This is a genomic window from Actinomadura rugatobispora (assembly GCF_055379765.1).
The window spans coordinates 1,119,859-1,137,233 of record NZ_AP029191.1 but is presented as its reverse complement, the minus strand read 5'-3'; the positions used below and the strand labels follow the sequence as shown (position 1 = coordinate 1,137,233).

The 17,375-nt window shown below is 75.2% G+C and carries 13 protein-coding genes; 4 read left to right on the top strand and 9 right to left on the bottom strand.

Annotated elements, in window-relative coordinates; genetic code table 11:
* The first annotated feature begins 70 nt into the window (after positions 1 to 70).
* On the top strand, positions 71 to 991 hold the full coding sequence (locus ACZ466_RS04465; RefSeq protein WP_378282106.1) for an amidohydrolase family protein: 921 nt from the start codon (positions 71 to 73) through the stop codon (positions 989 to 991).
* A 57-nt stretch (positions 992 to 1,048) separates the two neighbouring features.
* Here the strand turns inward: ACZ466_RS04465 and ACZ466_RS04460 are convergent, their stop codons facing one another.
* From ACZ466_RS04460 to ACZ466_RS04450, 3 genes are all read right to left on the bottom strand, one after another.
* Positions 1,049 to 2,035, bottom strand: coding sequence for a cation diffusion facilitator family transporter (locus tag ACZ466_RS04460; RefSeq protein WP_378282107.1), 987 nt, complete (start codon positions 2,033 to 2,035; stop codon positions 1,049 to 1,051).
* Positions 2,032 to 2,349 carry an ArsR/SmtB family transcription factor gene (locus ACZ466_RS04455; RefSeq protein WP_464042874.1) on the bottom strand — a complete coding sequence of 106 codons (318 nt, stop codon included), beginning with the start codon at positions 2,347 to 2,349 and terminating at the stop codon, positions 2,032 to 2,034. The genes ACZ466_RS04460 and ACZ466_RS04455 overlap by 4 nt, the downstream gene beginning before the upstream one ends.
* A 121-nt stretch (positions 2,350 to 2,470) precedes the next feature.
* A complete protein-coding gene (locus tag ACZ466_RS04450; protein ID WP_378282109.1) occupies positions 2,471 to 3,487 on the bottom strand; it encodes a DUF6777 domain-containing protein in 1,017 nt (338 codons plus the stop codon).
* Positions 3,488 to 3,649: 162 nt separating this feature from the next.
* Between ACZ466_RS04450 and ACZ466_RS04445 the strand changes: the two genes are divergently transcribed.
* A complete protein-coding gene (locus ACZ466_RS04445) occupies positions 3,650 to 5,389 on the top strand; it encodes a serine/threonine-protein kinase (protein ID WP_378282110.1) in 1,740 nt (579 codons plus the stop codon).
* A gap of 8 nt (positions 5,390 to 5,397) precedes the next feature.
* Here the strand turns inward: ACZ466_RS04445 and ACZ466_RS04440 are convergent, their stop codons facing one another.
* The 6 genes from ACZ466_RS04440 to ACZ466_RS04415 form a co-directional block, all read right to left on the bottom strand.
* On the bottom strand, positions 5,398 to 6,588 hold the full coding sequence (locus tag ACZ466_RS04440; protein ID WP_378282111.1) for a VWA domain-containing protein: 1,191 nt from the start codon (positions 6,586 to 6,588) through the stop codon (positions 5,398 to 5,400).
* Positions 6,585 to 8,960 (bottom strand): DUF5682 family protein, encoded by a 2,376-nt coding sequence (locus tag ACZ466_RS04435; protein ID WP_378282112.1) that lies wholly within the window; start codon positions 8,958 to 8,960, stop codon positions 6,585 to 6,587. The genes ACZ466_RS04440 and ACZ466_RS04435 overlap by 4 nt, the downstream gene beginning before the upstream one ends.
* Positions 8,957 to 10,069 (bottom strand): ATP-binding protein, encoded by a 1,113-nt coding sequence (locus ACZ466_RS04430; protein WP_378282113.1) that lies wholly within the window; start codon positions 10,067 to 10,069, stop codon positions 8,957 to 8,959. Before ACZ466_RS04430 ends, ACZ466_RS04435 begins: the two co-directional genes overlap by 4 nt.
* Positions 10,066 to 11,664, bottom strand: coding sequence for a DUF5691 domain-containing protein (locus ACZ466_RS04425; protein WP_378282114.1), 1,599 nt, complete (start codon positions 11,662 to 11,664; stop codon positions 10,066 to 10,068). The genes ACZ466_RS04430 and ACZ466_RS04425 overlap by 4 nt, the downstream gene beginning before the upstream one ends.
* Positions 11,661 to 12,956: an SWIM zinc finger family protein gene (locus ACZ466_RS04420; protein ID WP_378282115.1), complete on the bottom strand. Its 1,296-nt coding sequence runs from the start codon at positions 12,954 to 12,956 to the stop codon at positions 11,661 to 11,663. The genes ACZ466_RS04425 and ACZ466_RS04420 overlap by 4 nt, the downstream gene beginning before the upstream one ends.
* A gap of 247 nt (positions 12,957 to 13,203) precedes the next feature.
* On the bottom strand, positions 13,204 to 13,968 hold the full coding sequence (locus ACZ466_RS04415; RefSeq protein ID WP_378282116.1) for a M50 family metallopeptidase: 765 nt from the start codon (positions 13,966 to 13,968) through the stop codon (positions 13,204 to 13,206).
* Positions 13,969 to 14,379: 411 nt separating this feature from the next.
* Between ACZ466_RS04415 and ACZ466_RS04410 the strand changes: the two genes are divergently transcribed.
* Positions 14,380 to 16,359 (top strand): hypothetical protein, encoded by a 1,980-nt coding sequence (locus ACZ466_RS04410; protein WP_378282117.1) that lies wholly within the window; start codon positions 14,380 to 14,382, stop codon positions 16,357 to 16,359.
* A 3-nt stretch (positions 16,360 to 16,362) separates the two neighbouring features.
* A complete protein-coding gene (locus ACZ466_RS04405; RefSeq protein WP_378282118.1) occupies positions 16,363 to 17,364 on the top strand; it encodes an AAA family ATPase in 1,002 nt (333 codons plus the stop codon).
* Positions 17,365 to 17,375 lie beyond the last annotated feature (11 nt).

Here is a 17,375-nt window from a genome sequence, read left to right as displayed (position 1 = left end):
ACGATCGCTTGCTCGGTTTTTTTGGCCGAGCCGCCCCGGCCGTGAACTGCGACGGATAGGCTCCGGCAGTGTGACTGAATCCCGTTCTGCCGCCGGTCCGCGCTCCGACGGCGAGGTCCCCGCGTTCTGGCGCGCGCTCGGCCTGCCCGGTCTCATCGACGTGCACGTGCACTTCATGCCGCCCCGGCTGATGTCGCGCGTCTGGGAGTACTTCGACTCGGCGGGGCCGCTGGTCGGGCACGAGTGGCCGATCCGCTACAAGATCGCCGAGGAGGAGCGGATCGGGCACCTGCGCGGCCTGGGCGTCCGCGCGTTCACCTCGCTGGCCTACCCGCACAAGCCCGGCATGGCCGAGGCCCTGAACGAGTGGACGGCCGGCTTCGCCGCCAGGGTCCCCGAGTGCGTGCCGACCGCGACCTTCTTCCCCGAGCCGGGGGCCGCCGGCTACGTGCGCCGCGCCATCGACGCCGGGACCAAGATCTTCAAGGTGCATCTGCAGGTCGGCGGGTTCGACCCGCGGGTGCGCGAACTGGACGCCGTGTGGGGGCTGCTCGCCGCCGCCGGCGTCCCGGTGGTCGTGCACGCCGGATCCGGGCCGGTCGCCAACGGGTTCACCGGGCCGGGGCCGTTCGGCGAGGTGCTGGCCCGGCACCCGCGGCTCACCGCGATCATCGCCCATCTGGGCGCCCCCGAGTTCGAGGGGTTCTTCGATCTGGCCGACCGCTACGAGCGGGTGCACCTGGACACCACGATGGCGTTCACCGACTTCTTCGGCGGCCTGGGCGTCTTCCCGCCCGAGATGCTGCCGCGGCTGCGCGACCTGGGATTGGACGGCCGGATCCTGCTCGGCACCGACTTCCCCAACATCCCCTACGAGTACGCTCACCAGCTCGAGGCGCTCGCCCGCCTGGACCTGGGCGACGACTGGCTGCGCGCCGTCTGCTGGGACGCCGCCCTCAAGCTCCTCGACATCTCGCCGCCGCTGAGCTGAGCGCCGCGTCCCGCGGCGTGTTCGGTGAGCGCCGCGTGCTCAGCGAGCGCCGCGTGCTCAGTGGCCGCAGCGGCTGTCGCCGGCGTGCTCGTGCGGCTCGGGGTTCACGGGCACGTGGCGGGGGCCGTGCGGGTCCTCGCAGTGGAAGTCGTCGTCGAGATGATCCACCTCAAGGGTGGTGTGGGTGATCCCGTACGAGGACCGCAGCAGCTCCTGGAGGTCGCGCCGCACCGCGTGGCAGTCGCCCTTGGGCTCCACCAGCACGTGCGCCGACAGCGCCGGGTAGCCCGAGCTGACCTCCCACACGTGCAGGTCGTGGACCTCCTCCACGCAGGGCCGCTCGGCCAGCCGCGCGCCCAGCTCGCTCGGGTCCAGCCCGGCCGGGGCCGCCTCCATGAGCACCCGCCCCGCGTCGCGCAGCAGCCCGTACCCCGCCTTCAGCATCAGCCCCGCCACCACCAGCGAGGCGATCGCGTCCGCACGGGCGAACCCGGTCGTCCAGACCACCAGCCCGGCGACGGCCGTGGAGATGAACGCGTACAGGTCGTTGAGGATGTGCTGGAAGGCGCCCTCGACGTTCAGGCTGCGCCGGTCGGCCCTGCTGATCAGCCAGGTGGCGGCCACGTTCACCGCGATCCCGGCCAGCGAGGTGAAGAAGACCAGCTGCCCGGCCACCTCCGGCGGGTGGATCAGCCGCTCCACGCCCTCGTAGACGAAGAAGGCGGCCAGCAGGATCAGCGTCAGCCCGTTCAGCTGCGCCGACAGGATCTCGGTGCGGCGCAGCCCGTAGGTGTAGCCGCCGCGCGGCGGGCGGGCGGCGATCCGCATCGCGATCAGGGCCAGCGCGATCGCGAACGCGTCGGTCATCATGTGCGCGGCGTCGGAGATCAGCGCCAGTGACCGCGCCACCAGCCCGATGACCACCTCGCCGGTCATGAACGCCAGGATCAGCGCGAGCGCGGCGGCCAGGTAGCGCCGGTCCGCGTTGGGGGAGACCGCGTGCCCGTGCCCATGCCCGTGCCCGTGGCCGTGCCCCCCGCTCATCCGGCCTCCTCGCGGTGGCCGACGTGGGCGAGGGCGAGATCGAGCAGCATCCGCACGTGCGAGTCGTCCAGCCGGTAGTAGGCGCGGCGCCCGGAGCGGCGCACCCGCACCACCCGGTTGGCGCGCAGCAGGCGCAGCGAGTGGGAGACGGCCGACTCGCTGTGCCCGCAGGCCGCCGCGATGTCGCACACGCACATCTCGCCGCCCTCGAGCAGCGCCGTGATGACGCGCAGCCGCCCCGGATCCGACAGCAGCCCGAACACCTGCGCCAGCTCGGCGATCACCTCGCCGTCCGGCATCGCGGCGGTCACCATGGTGACCTTCGCCGGGTCGACGACCCGGACCGCGCAGGCGTCGGCCGCGGCGGCCGCCGCGTCGGCGACCCTAACGTCTGAAGCACCGCTCATATGTGCAAATGTAGCGTACGGCGCGCGCTCAGGACGAGGCGGGGGCCTCCTCCCATGTCCCCGGAGTCACCAGCGACGCCGGCGGGGGCTGCTGGGGCTGCTGCTGGCCTGGCTGCTGACCGGGCTGCTGACCGGGCTGCTGGCCTGGCTGCTGGCCTGGCTGCTGGCCGGGTTGCTGGCCGGGTTGCCCGCCGCCCGGTGCGCCCGGCTGGCCGCCGCCGGGCTGCTCCGGGCCCGGCTGCGGCGTCCCGCCGCCCGGCGACTCGCTGCCCGGCCCGCCCGAGGGGACCTCCGACGGCCCCCCGGGACCCGGCGGCGTGCCCGGTTCCAGGGTGCCCGACCCGCCCGGGCTCGGCGCGGGCGACTCCTGCGACGGCACCGCCTGCGGCGGCCCGTCGGCGCCCCCCGCCGTCGCGGCCGGCCGGTCGAACGCCATCGTGCCGTCCGGGTTCACCAGGACGAAGGAGCCCACCGCCGAGGTACTGCGGATCTTGGTCACCGTCTCCGGGCTGAATCCCGGCCAGGACGCGCCTTTGTACTCGGCCTTGCCCGGGGAGATCTTCTTTTCCGGTGGGGTCAGCGGATTGCCGCAATTGCACTTCACGGCTGGGATGCCCTTTTGGTCCACCAACACCCCCATTCCGGCGCGCAGCACCGCCTGGATCCGGGTGGCTTTGCCGTCCTTGTAGCCGTGATTGGTCACCAATGTGTCCACCCGCAACAGCACCGGCGTGAGGCCCCGCACGTACCGCGGGATGTCCCCGGCGGCGAGCCCGTGCACCTTCGCCCACGCCGCCGCCTTCTGCGGATTGGCCTGCAGGAACGCCACCAGCTTGCCCGCCTCGCAGCTCGCCGACTGCCGGGTGCCCCCGTACAGGCCGGGCATGTCGCCGTTCTCGGTGCCGCCGGCCCGCCGGCTCGGCTTGACGTCCTGCCGGTCCGTCCCGGCCGCCAGCACGTACGGATCGGGCCCCGGCGTGCCCACCGTCAACCTGGTGATCGTCGCGCCGGCCTCCCCGCAGCCGCCCGCGACGAAGGTCGTCACAAGCAGCACCGGAAGTGCCGCCCGCGCAAGAATTCTGCAATTGATCTCCGGCATCCTCATCTCCCGCCCGTGGCCGGCCGAACCTATACTCTTTGATGCCACGGCGGCGCGTTTTGTGCCTGGTCAAATTCGCGTACTTTCGCAAGCGGGGGGTGGCCGGCGATGACGCTTCCATTGACCGGGGCCGACCCGGTCCGGCTCGGTGACTACGAGATACTCGCCCGGCTCGGGACCGGCGGCCAGGGGGTGGTCTATCTCGGCCGTCCCCTGTCCGGCTCCGGCCAGGTGGCGATCAAGCTCCTGCACGCCCGGGTGCTCGCGGACGCGGGCTCGCGCGCCCGCTTCGTGCGCGAACTCTCGCTCCTCCAGCGGGTCGCCGGCTTCTGCACGGCGCAGATGCTGGCGGCCGACATGGCGGGCGACCAGCCCTACATCGTCAGCGAGTACGTGCCCGGGCCCTCGCTGCGCGAGCTCGTCCACGACCGCGGCCCGCGCGCCGGCGCCGACCTCGACCGCCTCGCGATCAGCTCGGTCACCGCGCTCACCGCCATCCACCGGGCGGGGATCGTCCACCGCGACTTCAAGCCGCAGAACGTCCTCATGGGCCCCGACGGGCCCCGCGTGATCGACTTCGGCATCGCCCGCGCCCTGGAGCCCGGGGCCACCGTCACCAGCCAGATCGTCGGCACGCCCGCCTACATGGCCCCCGAGCAGTTCACCGGCACCGACATCACGCCCGCCGCCGACATGTTCGCCTGGGCCGCCACGCTGCTCTTCGCGGCGACCGGGCGCGACCCCTTCGCGGGCGGTCCCCTGCCCGCCGTGATGTACCGGATCATGCATCACACCCCCGACATCTCGATCCTTCCCGCCCAGATCGGCGAGGTCGCCGAAGCGTGCCTCCAGAAGGACCCCACGGCCCGTCCCTCCGCCGAGACGGCCCTCCTCTGGCTCCTGGGCGAGCGCTCGGGCGCTCATCCCGTTACACCGGTCGTCCCCCCGTCACCGTCCGTGAACCCACCCGAATCCACCGAAGTCGACCGCGGGACCGGCGGGGTGCCCCGGCAGGGCCGCAGGGACGCTCCCGAGCGCGGGCGCGACCGCGAGGGCTTCGCGCCGGGCGTGCCGATGCAGCGGCGCGACCATCCGGACGCGCGCGACACCGACCGCCTGACCTCGGGGGACACGGCCGCCAGCGACCGGGACGCCCCGCCGCGGGAGGGCGGCCGCCGGCCTCCCGGCGCCGAACGCCCCACCGCCGCCTACCCGACCGAATGGGACGAGGCCCCCGCCGGGCAGCCCTACGGGTGGGGTGAGGCCGGTGGCGTCGGCCTGCCTCCGCCGGCGCCCCCGCCGGAGGGCGGATACCCGGACGCCGCGGGCCAGGGCGTCGGCGAACGCGGGCAGCCCGGCACCGCGTCCGCCCCTCCGGAGAAGCGGCGCGACAAGAAGGCGGCCAAGGCCGAAGCCAAGGCCCGGCGCCGGGGGCAGGCCGGGGCCGGGGCGCAGGAGGCGCCCGCCCGGCGGCTCCGGCGGCTGCGGCGCAGCGTGCCGGTGGTGACGGGGCTGCTGCTGGCCGCGCTGCTGGCGGTGATCGACGTGGCCTCCCTCGCCCTCCTCGTCGCACAGCCCGAGCTGACCAAGGGGCCCAAGGGGCAGTGGCTCCTGGTGATCAGCGCCTCCTTCGTCCTGCTGGCGATCATCACCCTGGTCGGCGTGGTGCTGGCGTTCCGGGGGAGCCGCGCGGCGGCGTGGACGGTCCTGCTCGTCCGCGTCCTGAGGGTCCCGCTGTGGGGCGCCCTCAGCGCCCTGGTGGTGGTCAGACCGGCCGACCTCGCCCTCTACGCCGCGGTCACGGCGCTGGTCGTGGTGCTCCTGGCGATGGGCCTGAGATCACGATGACCCCGCGGTCACGATGACCGGGCGCGCTCGGACCACTCCTTGAGATCGCGGCGCTCCACCGCGGCGGCCATCAGATCGGGGAAGGCGTCGGGCGTGCAGGCGAACGCGGGCACGCCGAGCGCGGCCAGGGCCGCCGCGTTGTCGTGGTCGTGCGCGGGCGCGCCCTCGTCCGACAGCGCCAGCAGGACGATCACCTGGACGCCCGCCGCCGTCATCGCGGCGACCCGCCCCAGCATCTCCTCGCGCGCCCCGCCCTCGTACAGGTCGCTGATCAGCACGAAGATCGTGTCGTTGGGCCGGGCGATCAGGCCCTGCGCGTAGGCCACGGCGCGGTTGATGTCGGTGCCGCCGCCGAGCTGCGTGCCGAACAGCAGCTCCACCGGGTCGTGCAGCTGGTCGGTGAGGTCCACCACCGCGGTGTCGAACACCACCAGCGACGTGCGCAGCGACCGCATCGACGCCAGCACCGCGCCGAACACGCTCGCGTACACCACCGACGCCGCCATCGACCCGCTCTGGTCGACGCACAGCACCACGTCCCGCTCCACCGCCCGCCTGCGGCGGCCGTACCCGATCAGCCGCTCCGGCACCAGGGTGGCCTGGTCGGGCAGGTAGTGCCGCAGGTTGGCGCGGATCGTGCGGTCCCAGTCGACGTCGGCCAGGCGCCGGGGCCGCAGCACGCGGGCCGAGCGGTCCAGCGCGCCGCCGACCGCCGAGCGGGTCCGCTGCGCCAGCCGCCGCTCCAGCTCCCGCACCACCGCGCGGACCACGGCGCGGGCCGACTCGCGGGCCCGGTCGGGCATCACCCGGTTCAGGGACAGCAGCGTGCCCACCAGGTGGACGTCCGGCTCCACCGCCTCCAGCATCTCCGGCTCGAGCAGGAGCCGGGTCAGGTTGAGCCGCTCGATCGCGTCCTTCTGCATGACCTGGACGACCGTGGACGGGAAGTACGAGCGGATGTCGCCGAGCCAGCGCGCCACGGTCGGGGCCGAGTCGCCCAGCCCGCCGCTCCGCCGCCCCGGACGGGACCCGCCCTCGGCACCGGCGCCGTAGAGCTTCTCCAGCGCGCCGTCCATCCGCGCCTCCGCGCCCTCCAGCCGCACGCCGGTGCCGTCGGCGCCGCCCTCCCCGCCGAGGACCAGCCGCCACCGCCTGAGGCGCTCGTCGCCGTCCCCGGGGCCGCTCGCGGGCGCGCTCATGCCGAAGCCTTCCAGCCGAGGATGTGCAGGGCCGTCGCGGCGGCGCGTCCGGCGCGGGCCGGGTCGCGGTCGTCCCGCTCGCCGCCGGAACGGGACCGGGGCCCGCCCGGCGCCCCCAGACCGCGGACGCGCTCGCCGATCGTGCGGCGCTCGGCCGCCGCGTACCCGCCGAACGTGCGGCGCAGCAGCGGCAGCACGTCGGTGAACGACTCGCCCGGCAGGCCCGCGATCCACCCGTCCACCAGGCGGAGCAGGTCGTCGTCGTGGACGAGGATCAGCCCCCCGCCCGACAGGAACCCCTCGACCCACGCGGCGGCGCGCTCGGGCGCGGCGCCGACCGACACCGAGCGGGCCATCCGGTCGGCCACGTCCGGCAGCCGGCCCGCGTCCAGCAGCAGCCGGGTCAGCCGCCCCTCCAGCAGCCCGTGCAGGTCACGCCGGTCGACGACGCCCTCCAGGGCGCGCCGCCAGCGCTCGGTGTGCGCGGCGTCGTCGAGGAGGGACAGCGCCCCGTGCACGGCGTCGACGTGGCCGAGCAGCTCGCGGGCGGCGTCGTCGTCGACACCGGCGACCGCGGTCGGCAGGCCGACGCAGATCCGCACGACCAGGCCGTCGACGACGGTGCGCAGCGGGCCGGTGGCGGTGCCGCGGACGTCCCCGTACCGCAGCGCCCGCACCAGCGCGGGCAGCGCCGACATCAGGTGCGCCACGTCGGAGTCGAGGGCCGCCCGGTCGGCCAGCGCCCCCATCACGCCGGGCAGCGCCGCGCCCAGGTCGGCGAGCAGGCAGCGCTCGGCCAGCGAGGTCAGGTCGGACAGGGCCGCCGCGCCGGCCGCCATGGCCTCGGCGCGGGCGGTGGCGGCGCCCAGCACGGTGGTGCCCCACGCGCTCGCCTCGATCAGCTCGACCTCGAACTCCGGCCGCCACATCAGCGTCCAGGTCTCCCGGAAGGTGCCCTTGGCGCGGCCTCCGCCCTCCTGCGGCACGCCCCAGTCGACGTTCAGCAGCCGCAGCCGGTGCAGCAGCCTGCTGCGCGCGAGGTCGATCGGCCTGCGCAGGTCGAGGTCCTGCTCCTTCTCCAGCGCGGACTCGGTGAGGCGCAGCCGGCTCCGCTCGGCCTTCAGATCGCGCTGCAGCGGCACCATCGGGGTGCCGTCGGGGACGGCGCCGAGCCGCTCGCCCACCACCATACGGCGCTGGATCAGCTCCACCGGCAGCTCGGCGCCCTCGCACAACACGGCCCGGGTGGCCTCGGTGACCTCGTCCAGCCCCGCCAGCGGCCGCCCGCGCAGCGCGGCGAGGGCGTCGGCGAGCCGGACCGCCTCGATCACGTGGGCGGAGGAGACGTGCAGGTCCTCCGCGCGCAGCACCCGGGCGGCCTCGGTCAGCCAGCGCTCGATCGGGCGGTCCGCCGCCGTGAACAGGTGGTGGTACCAGCCGGGGGAGCGCACGCCCGCCCCGTACCCGGAACGGCCGGTCAGCCGCCCGTGCGTCCACGGCACCCAGGTCATCGCGACCTTCGCCTTGGGCAGGCCGCGCAGCGTCCGGTCGTCGTGCGCCGCGGGGACCTTCCGGCGGAGGGCCGGCACGTGCCAGGCGCCGCAGACCACCGCGACGCGCTCCCGGCCCTCCTTGAGGGTGCGGCGCAGCGTCCTGCGCATGTGCGCCTCGCGCTGCTCCTCGCGCCGCAGGTAGCCGTCCGGAAGCCCGGCGAGGCTCTCCGCGGGCAGTTCGGCCACCCGGTCGCGCAGCTCGGTCATCGCCTCCGCGATCGCGGGGAAGGGGGACGGGCCGTCGTGCCGGTGCTCGACGGCGTCGTCCCACCACCGCTCGGCGTCGTCGTACCCGGCGACCCTGGCCAGCCAGCCCAGCGGATCCAGCCGGATCTCCCGCTCGTCCTCCCCGTCCCCTTCCTGATCAACGGTCTCGTCCTGGCCCTCGGGGGACTCCTCGTCCGGGGCGGCCGGGAGATCCTCCGCCTCCGGGGGGACGGCGAGCTGGTGGGCGGCGGGCAGGTCGCAGAACCGGACGGGGACGCCGGCGGCCAGGGCGTAGCGGATCGCCTGCCATTCGGGGCTGAACTCGGCGAACGGCCAGAACGCGGCCTGCCGTTCGCGGGCGGGCGCCTCCGTGCCGGAGCCGCCGGAGCCGCCCGGCGCGTAGGCCAGCAGCGCGACCGGCGGCACCATGCCGTCGTCGTCGGCGAGCCCGACGATGGCGTCGGCCTCGGGCGGGCCCTCGATCAGCACGGCGTCCGGCTTGAACTCCTCCAGGGCCCGCCGTACGGCGCGGGCCGAGCCGGGGCCGTGGTGGCGGATTCCGTAGATCTCCACCCGGGGCCCTGTGGAGTCGGTCGCGGAGACCCGCGTCACGACACCTCCCTGCACGCGCGGTAGAAGTCGCGCCAGTCGGGGCGCTCCCGGACCACCGTCTCCAGGTACTCCTGCCAGACCACCCGGTCGGACACCGGGTCCTGGACGACCGCGCCGACGATGCCGCCCGCCACGTCCGCGGCCCGCAGCACCCCGTCGCCGAAGTGCGCGGCCAGCGCCAGCCCGTTGGTGATCACGGAGATGGCCTCGGCGGTGCTGAGCGTGCCGCTGGGCGACTTGAGCTTGGTGCGGCCGTCGCCGGTGACGCCGCCGCGCAGCTCCCGGAACACCGTGACCACGCGGCGGATCTCCTCCAGCCCGGCCGGGGTCTCGGGCAGCTCCAGCGCGGTGCCGATCTGGTCGACCCGGCGGGAGACGATCTCCACCTCGTCGTCGGCCGACTCCGGCAGCGGCAGCACGACCGTGTTGAAGCGGCGGCGCAGCGCGCTGGACAGCTCGTTGACGCCCCGGTCGCGGTCGTTGGCCGTGGCGATCACCGTGAACCCCTTGGTGGCCTGCACCTCGGTGTTCAGCTCCGGCACCGGCAGCGTCTTCTCGGACAGGATGGTGATCAGCGTGTCCTGGACGTCGCCGGGCATGCGGGTCAGCTCCTCGATCCGGGCCACCGAGCCCAGCCGCATCGCCCGCATCATGGGGCTCTCCACCAGCGCCCGCTCCGAGGGGCCCTCGGCGAGGAGGCGGGCGTAGTTCCACCCGTACCGGACGGCCTCCTCGGCCGTGCCCGCGGTGCCCTGCACCAGCAGCGTGGAGTCGCCCGACACCGCCGCGGCAAGATGCTCCGACACCCAGGTCTTGGCGGTGCCGGGCACGCCGAGCAGCAGCAGCGCCCGGTCGGTCGCCAGGGTCGCCACCGCGACCTCCATCAGCCGGCGCGGCCCCACGTACTTCGGCGTGACCTCCGAGCCGTCCGGAAGCCCGCCGCCCATCAGGTACGTGGTGACCGCCCAGGGCGACAGCCGCCACCCGGGCGGGCGGGGCCGGTCGTCGTGCTCGGCGAGCCGGGCCAGCTCATCGGCGTGCAGCTGCTCGGCGTGCGGGCGCAGCACCGCCGCGGGCGAGGACGTCCCGGGCGAGGACGGAGTCGTCACTGGTGGAGCTCCTTCAGCATGTCGTGGCGGAAGCGCAGCGTGCCGATCAGTTCGGTGAGGGCGCGGGGCGCGGCGGCCTGCGACCCGTCCTGCCCGGCGCCGCCGGCCAGGGCCTCCAGGCGGGGGGCCGTGCCGGGGGAGAGCCGCTGGTCGGCCAGGCGGCACAGCTGGGTCAGGGTGTGCTCGTGCCGGTGGGACGGGCGTTCGGCGGCGACCGCGATCGTGGCCACGACGGCGTCGGCGAGCGCGCCCGTCCACGGCCCGGGGACCCGCTCCAGGACGCGCTGCAGGTCGGGCTGGCCCTCGACCCAGCGGATCAGGTCGGCGGCGGCCGCGTCGCGCTCCGCCGCGGGCAGCACGGCCAGCAGGTCGGCCAGGGCCTCCGGCTCGTCGACGACGACGCCGCCCTTCAGTAGCGCCCGGGCCCAGCCGACGTCGCGCTGGCGCAGCGCGGCCCGCGCCCAGCCGATGTGCAGGTCGCGCGCGCCGCGGCCGTCGGGCCCGGCGGCCGCGGCGCCCACCGGCAGGCAGACGATCTCCATCGGGGGCAGCCCGAACAGCTCCGTCCAGGTGGACAGCGGGGTGCGGGCGAGGATCTCGCGCAGCCAGGCGGCCTGGGTGCCGATCGGGCCGCCGGCCCGGCGCCCCGGCGCGAACGACCCGGTCGGGTGGAACGGCACGCCGTCCCTGGCCAGCTCCTCATCGTGGGCGCGGGGCGGCTCGACGATGATCCACGTCTGGTCGCGGGCGCGGCCGCCGCCGCCCGCCGCGGGCCGGGTCTCGGGCCGCAGGCACGCCAGGGCGCGCACGGCCATCCGCCGCCCGTAGCCGGAGCGCGGCAGCCGGGCGAGCAGGTCGGAGGCCAGCTGCCGGACGTCCTTGCCGCGGTCCTCCAGGGCGTCCTCCAGGAACTCCTCGTCGGCCGCCGACAGCCCGTGGTCGAAGGTGGCCAGGTACGCCGCCCGGTCGGGGGCGGGCTCGCTCGACCACGTCTCCCGCAGGGCCGCCCGCGCCGCCGCGGGGTCGGTGCCGCGCAGCCGGGTCAGGTACGCCACCCGCTGCTGCCGCGTGCCGGTCAGCCAGACCTCGGCGTCGCCGCCCGGGTCGTCGCCGGAGCCGACCAGGTAGGCCCAGTCGGTGTTCTGCAGGGCCAGCCAGACGCCGCGCCGGCCGGCCGCCCGCGCGATCGCCGGGCGCAGGACCCGGTCGCTGCGGCCCCGCTCCAGCAGCTCGGGCAGCAGCCGGGACGGGACGCGGCGGCCGTGGCCGGCGGCCGCCTCCAGCCATTCGGGCAGCACCCGGATCTGCTCGCCGCCGAGGATCCGCGCCAGCCGCGCCGCCGCCGCGGGCGGCACGACCGGGGCGTCCTCCTGGGGCGCGGGCGCGATCGGGTCGGTGCCGGCCAGCGGCAGGCGCCCGGCCCGGCGGGCGACGGTCAGGACCGCCGCCTGGTCGAGCAGCCGGCCCGCCGGATCGCCCCCGGCGCCGGGCTCGGGCCCGGTCTCGGCGGCGGCGGGGGCCTCGGGGAGCGGCGGGGGAGGGCGGCGCCCGGTGCCCAGCAGCGCGGCGCTGACGTGCTCGCTCCAGGCACTCACAGGATCACGACCCCCTCGTCCTCGTCCCAGGCGGCCAGCGGCCACAGCCCCCGCGGCGTCCACTCCCCGGCCAGCGTCACCGGCCGCCCGCCCGACACCGCCAGCAGCCGCCACGGGTCGGACGGCAGCAGCGGCAGCGCGTCGCCCGCGCCGTCGACCACCCGCAGCCCGTCGCCGGCCCGGGCCAGCCGCACCCCGGCCAGCACGGCGGGCCAGCGGTCGAGCCAGGGATCGCGCTCCAGCGCCGCCGCGTACTCCTCCAGGAAACCACCGACCGCCAAGCCGGCGGGCGCCGCCGGGGCCGCCGCGCCGTGCCGTTCGGCGACCAGGGCGCGCAGCGGCTGCGCGCCCGGGTAGAAGGCCAGCTCGGCGTCGACCCGCGTGCCCACCGGAAGGGAGGAGTCCAGCTGGCGGCCGGGCGCGGCGAACGACAGCACCAGCGCCGGCCGCCCCGTCGCGGCGCCGCGCAGCCACACCCGCCTGGTGGTGAGCTGGTCGACCGCGATGTCGCGCGAACCGGTCACGCACCACCGGTCGCGGACCCGCTCGCCGTCGCGGACGACGTCCTCCTGCTGCACGGTGAACCCGATCCGCGACCGGACCGTCTCCCGCAGCGCCGCGGGCAGCTCGGCGCGCCGCTGGTGGGCCCGCACCAGCAGGCGGAGCAGGGCGTACTCCTCCAGCAGCCGCTCCGGCCAGCCCGGCTGCCGGGGGATCGCCGCCAGCGCCCTGATCTGCCCGGCCAGCCCGCCCGCCTGCGCGTCGACCAGCCGCCGCGCCGCGTCGTCCCACAGCTTGTAGGGCGCCTTCTCGGCCTGCGCCAGGCCGTGCGCCACCTGGTCGCGCAGCCACTGGTCGAGCTCGGCGACACCGCCGTCGACCCGCTGTTCGCGCCGCTCGGCCGTCCGGGGGTCCTTCGCCTTGGGGGCGGCGGCCTCCTTGCGGACCTGCGCCTTCTCCGCGCGCTCCCGCCGCTGCTCCAGCCACTCGGCGACCCAGGCCGGGCGCGGCCCGGCGCCGACGGCGCCCTCGCTCCACAGCAGCAGCAGGGCCAGGGCGTGCTTGCAGGGGAACTTGCGGCTCGGGCACGAGCACCGGAACGCGGGCTCGGTCAGGTCGGCCGACGCCCGGTAGGCGCTCGTGCCGCTGCCCTTGCACTCGCCCCACACGGCGTCGTCGTCGCAGCCCGTGCCGGTCCATCCGGCGGGCTTGGCGACGCCCCCCGCCGCCTTGGCCGCCGCCGCGTCCGGCGCGAGCCCGAGCACCTGCTCGCGGCCCCATCGATCGCTCACAGTGTCGAAACTATCGGCGGGGTCGGACATCCGCGCGCCCGCGGGGGGCTGGCGTCCGTCTCGAAGAGCCCCAGGTATCGCGCGAGCGCGTTACCTGGCCGGTGGGGCGACGCCGGAGGCGAGCGTCACCGGGCAGATCGCGAAGCGATGCCGCGCTCGCCCAGGCCCGGTAGGCGAGAGCCGATAAGACCAGCGCCGCCAGGCGAGCGCCGTAGGCCGGGACTTTGAGACACAGCGCACGCCCGGGTCAGCCCGAGATGCCGGGCGGCCTGGGGACGTCGGGGAGCGAGTCCGAGTCGGGCGTCATCATCAGGCCGCCGATGAGCAGCGCCCCCAGCGCGACCACGCCGAACAGGCCCACCCAGGCCAGCCCCGGGACGCGCGTGAGGTGCGCCAGCTGGTCGGCGTCGGAGCTGGGCGCCATGTGCCGCGCCCGCATCCGCTGCAGCTCCACCACCGGCCGCGCCGCCGCGAACAGGAGGAAGAACGCCGCCAGGTAGGCGAAGCCCGCCTGCGTCTTGTCCCCGCCCAGCCACGAGACCCCGAAGATGATCGCCCCGGTGACGGCGATCGAGAGCACCCCGTAGGCGTTCCGGATCATGATCAGCATCGCGGCCAGCAGCGCCAGCGAGAACCACAGCATCAGCGTGACCCGGCCGCCCTCCAGCAGCCCCGCGAACAGCAGGCCCAGCAGCGGCGGCGTCAGGTAGCCCGCCATCGCGGTGAACACCATCCCCGGGCCGTGCGGCTTGCCCCGCGACACGGTGACGCCCGAGGTGTCGGAGTGCAGCTTGATCCCGTCCAGCTTGCGCCCGGTGACCAGCGCGATCAGCGCGTGCCCGCCCTCGTGCGCGATCGTGACCACGTTGCGGGCCACCCGCCAGGTCGGGCCGTGCAGCACGGCGGCGAGCGCGATCAGGGCGGCCAGGATGACCAGCCACCACGGCGGGTCGGGCTGCGTCCCCGTCACCCGGTCCCACAAGTCGGCGATGCTTACCGTGTCCACGTCCACCTCGTGTCGTCCTTAGCCGCGCCGGCCCCAGCGCCGCCGCAGGCAGCGCGCTGCCCCAGGTTAGGACGTCCGGTGTAACGTCCGCGTTCGGTTCTTCGCGCTACGTATGCGAATGTGTGATGTGCGTCACTTGTCAGGGCTGCGCGGGTCCTGTCCCGTCGCGGGAGTCTCGCCGTTCACCGGGCGGATCAGGGTGGCCACGGTTATCTTGTGGTGTTCGAACGCATTAGTGTGCCCTTCGCGCCGAAGTCGCAGCGCGGGGAAGGGTGGCGGGGATTGAGCGGGGACCGATCCTCACAGCGGCCGCCGAGCCCCCTCCGGGGGCTCCTGCGGCGGGACCGGGTCACCGGTCAGATCGCGATCGGCCTGGTCGGCGTACTCTGCGTGAGCGCCCTTGTGTACGGAGTGGGCATGGCGAGCTCCACGTACCGCCTGGCCGACGTCGGGGCGTGGCTCACCGCGACCGCCAAGGGCATGGTCGTGCACGCCAACGGGCCCGCGGGCAAGGTCGACGGCCGGACCGCCGTGATCCCCCAGATGCGCGGCCACCGGATCAAGGTCGTCCAGGACGGCGGCACCGTCCTGCTCGTGGACGAGACCACCGGCGTCGTCAGCCGGATCGACCCCTCGCAGCTCAAGGTCGAGCAGAGCCGGGCCCTGGGCGGCGTCGGGCTCCAGGTGCTCGTCGGATCCGGCGCCGCCTACTCCGTCGACCCCGCCAAGGGCACCGTCCAGCAGATCGACCCCGTGCGGCTCTCGGCCGTCGGGCAGCCCGCCGCGCTGACCCCGCCGCTGGGACAGGCCGGGATGGACGCCGCCGGCAACCTGTGGGTCCCCGAACCGCAGAGCGGGCGGCTCGTCCCCTTCCACGGCGGGCGGCAGGGGCGGCCCGTGCCCGTCGGCGGCGCCGGGGACCGGATCGCCCTCGCCATCGCCGCCGGCACCCCGGTCGCGATCAACAGCAGCGGCGCCACGGCCTCGATCGTGCGGAGCGAGGGCGTCCAGAAGATCGCGCTGCCGCCGACCGTCACCCAGGCCGCCCGGGCGGGCGGGGTGAAGGTCCCGGCCGCCACCGACGGCCACATCGTCCCGATGCTGGGCACCGGCGGCTCGCTGTTCCTGCTGAACACCCAGGTGGGCCAGGTCAGCCCGATCGCGCTGCGGCTGCCGAGCCACCGCTTCGAGCCCCCGAACGTGCTCGGCCCCCGCGTCTACCTGCCCGACCGCTCCACCGGGCGGCTGCTGGTGTTCAACACCGACACCGGCGACTGGGAACGTCCCATGCAGGTCACCCGGCCCGGCGGCGGCATCGAGGTCGTCGTCCGCGACGGGTTCCTGTGGGCGAACGACCCGGCCGGCGCGCTCGCCCTCGCCGTCGAGTTGGGACGCCCGGGTGCCAAGCGCATCCAGAAGTACGACGACCGGGTCCCGGGCGGGCAGCGCCGCCCCATCCCGACCCAGGCCCGTCCCGGCGACGGCGGCCAGGGCGCCGACCAGGGCGGAGCCGGACGCGGCGGCGACTCCGGCACGCCCCCGGCCCCGCCGCCCCGCGACGGCACCCCGTCCGAACCGCAGAACGTCCGCGTCGACCCCCTCAACGGCGGGATGCGCGTGACCTTCCGGCCGTCGGTGGGAGGCAGGCCCGCCGGGTACGCGCTCAAGGGCGACACGGCGGGCCTCCAGGTGCGGCCGGCCCGCGTCGGAGCCGGCGGCCCGTACCAGTTCACCGTGACCGGCGGCAGCTGCAACAAGACCTACAGCTTCACGGTCGCCGTCCAGTACAAGGACGCCAACGGCAGGAACGCCGAGAAGTCGTCCCTGGCGAGCGCACCGGTACGCCCCTGCACGCTGCCCGGCACGCCCGCCGGCTTCTCCGGCGCGCCGCGCAACAAGAGCGCGGTGCTCACCTGGGACGGCCAGGGCACGGGCGTCACATACCTGCTCAGCGTCGACGGCGGAGCGCCCACCCCGGTGACCAGCCCGCACACGGTCGTCGGCCTGCGCAACGACCAGAAGCACCAGTTCCGCCTCACCGCCCAGAACGGCGCCGGAACCGCCCCCGCCCAGGCCAGCACCGAGGTCGACCTCGCCTACCCGAGGCGGATGTACAAGAACGCCAACAACAACGAGACCAACACCCTGATCCGGCCCGCACCACGGCAGGAGGGCACCACCAGCATCGGCAGCATCCCGCGGGGCGAGTACCGCGACCTCATGGTCATCTGCCAGGTGCGCGGCGGTACCTACACGGAGACCGAGACGAACTACTCCAGCGACGTCTGGAACCGGATCGAGTGGAACGGCGGCATCGGCTACCTCCACGAAGGGCTGATGACGACGCCGCGGACCGGCTCCTTCCCGAACCTGCCCCTCTACGAGTGCGAGAACTGAGCGATGACGGAGAATCAGCCCGGGGCGGTGGACGCCGACGCGGTGGCGGGGCGGTTCGCGCAGCTGTTCGGGGCGCTGGCCGGGACGATCGAGCAGGTCGTCCGGGGCAAGCGCGAGAAGGTCGAGCTGGCGCTGATCTGCCTGCTGGGCGAGGGGCACCTGCTGGTGGAGGACGTGCCGGGCGTGGGCAAGACGACCCTGGCCCGGGCGATCTCGGCGTCGGTGGACGCCCGGTGGACCCGCGTCCAGTTCACCCCCGACCTGCTGCCCAGCGACATCACCGGGGTGTCGATCTTCAATCAGGGGAGCGGCGCGTTCGAGTTCCACCCGGGCCCGATCTTCGCGAACCTGGTGGTGGCCGACGAGATCAACCGGGGGTCGCCGAAGACGCAGTCGGCGCTGCTGGAGGTCATGGAGGAGCGGCGGGTCACGGTGGAGGGGACGCCGCATCCGGTGCCGCGCCCGTTCATGGTGATCGCGACGCAGAACCCGGTGGACATGGACGGCACGTACCCGCTGCCGGAGGCCCAGCTCGACCGGTTCCTGATGCGGATCTCGATGGGCTATCCCGACCACCGCTCGGAGGTGGCGTTGCTGGCGGGGGCGCCGACCGGGGCGGCGCTGGACCAGATGGCGCCGGTGGCGGGCCGCGAGGACGTGGCGCGGATGGTGGAGTTCGCCGAGCGGCTGCACGTGGCGCCGCCGCTGTACGACTACGTGGTGCGCCTGGTCGCGGCCACCCGCGACCATCCGGAGCTCCGCCTGGGCGCGAGCCCGCGGGCGAGCCTGGCGCTGCTGCGCGCCGCGCGGGTGCGGGCCGCGGCGGCGGGCCGGTCGTTCCTGGTGCCGGAGGACGTGAAGGCCCTCGCCGTGCCGGTGATCGCGCACCGGCTGATCGTCACGCCGGAGGCGGAGCTGCGCGGCCGCACGGGCGGGGACGTGGTGGGCGAGGTGCTGGCGAGCGTGCCGACGCCGCAGGCCGCGCAGCCCGCCCCCGTCCACTGAGCCCGGTGACG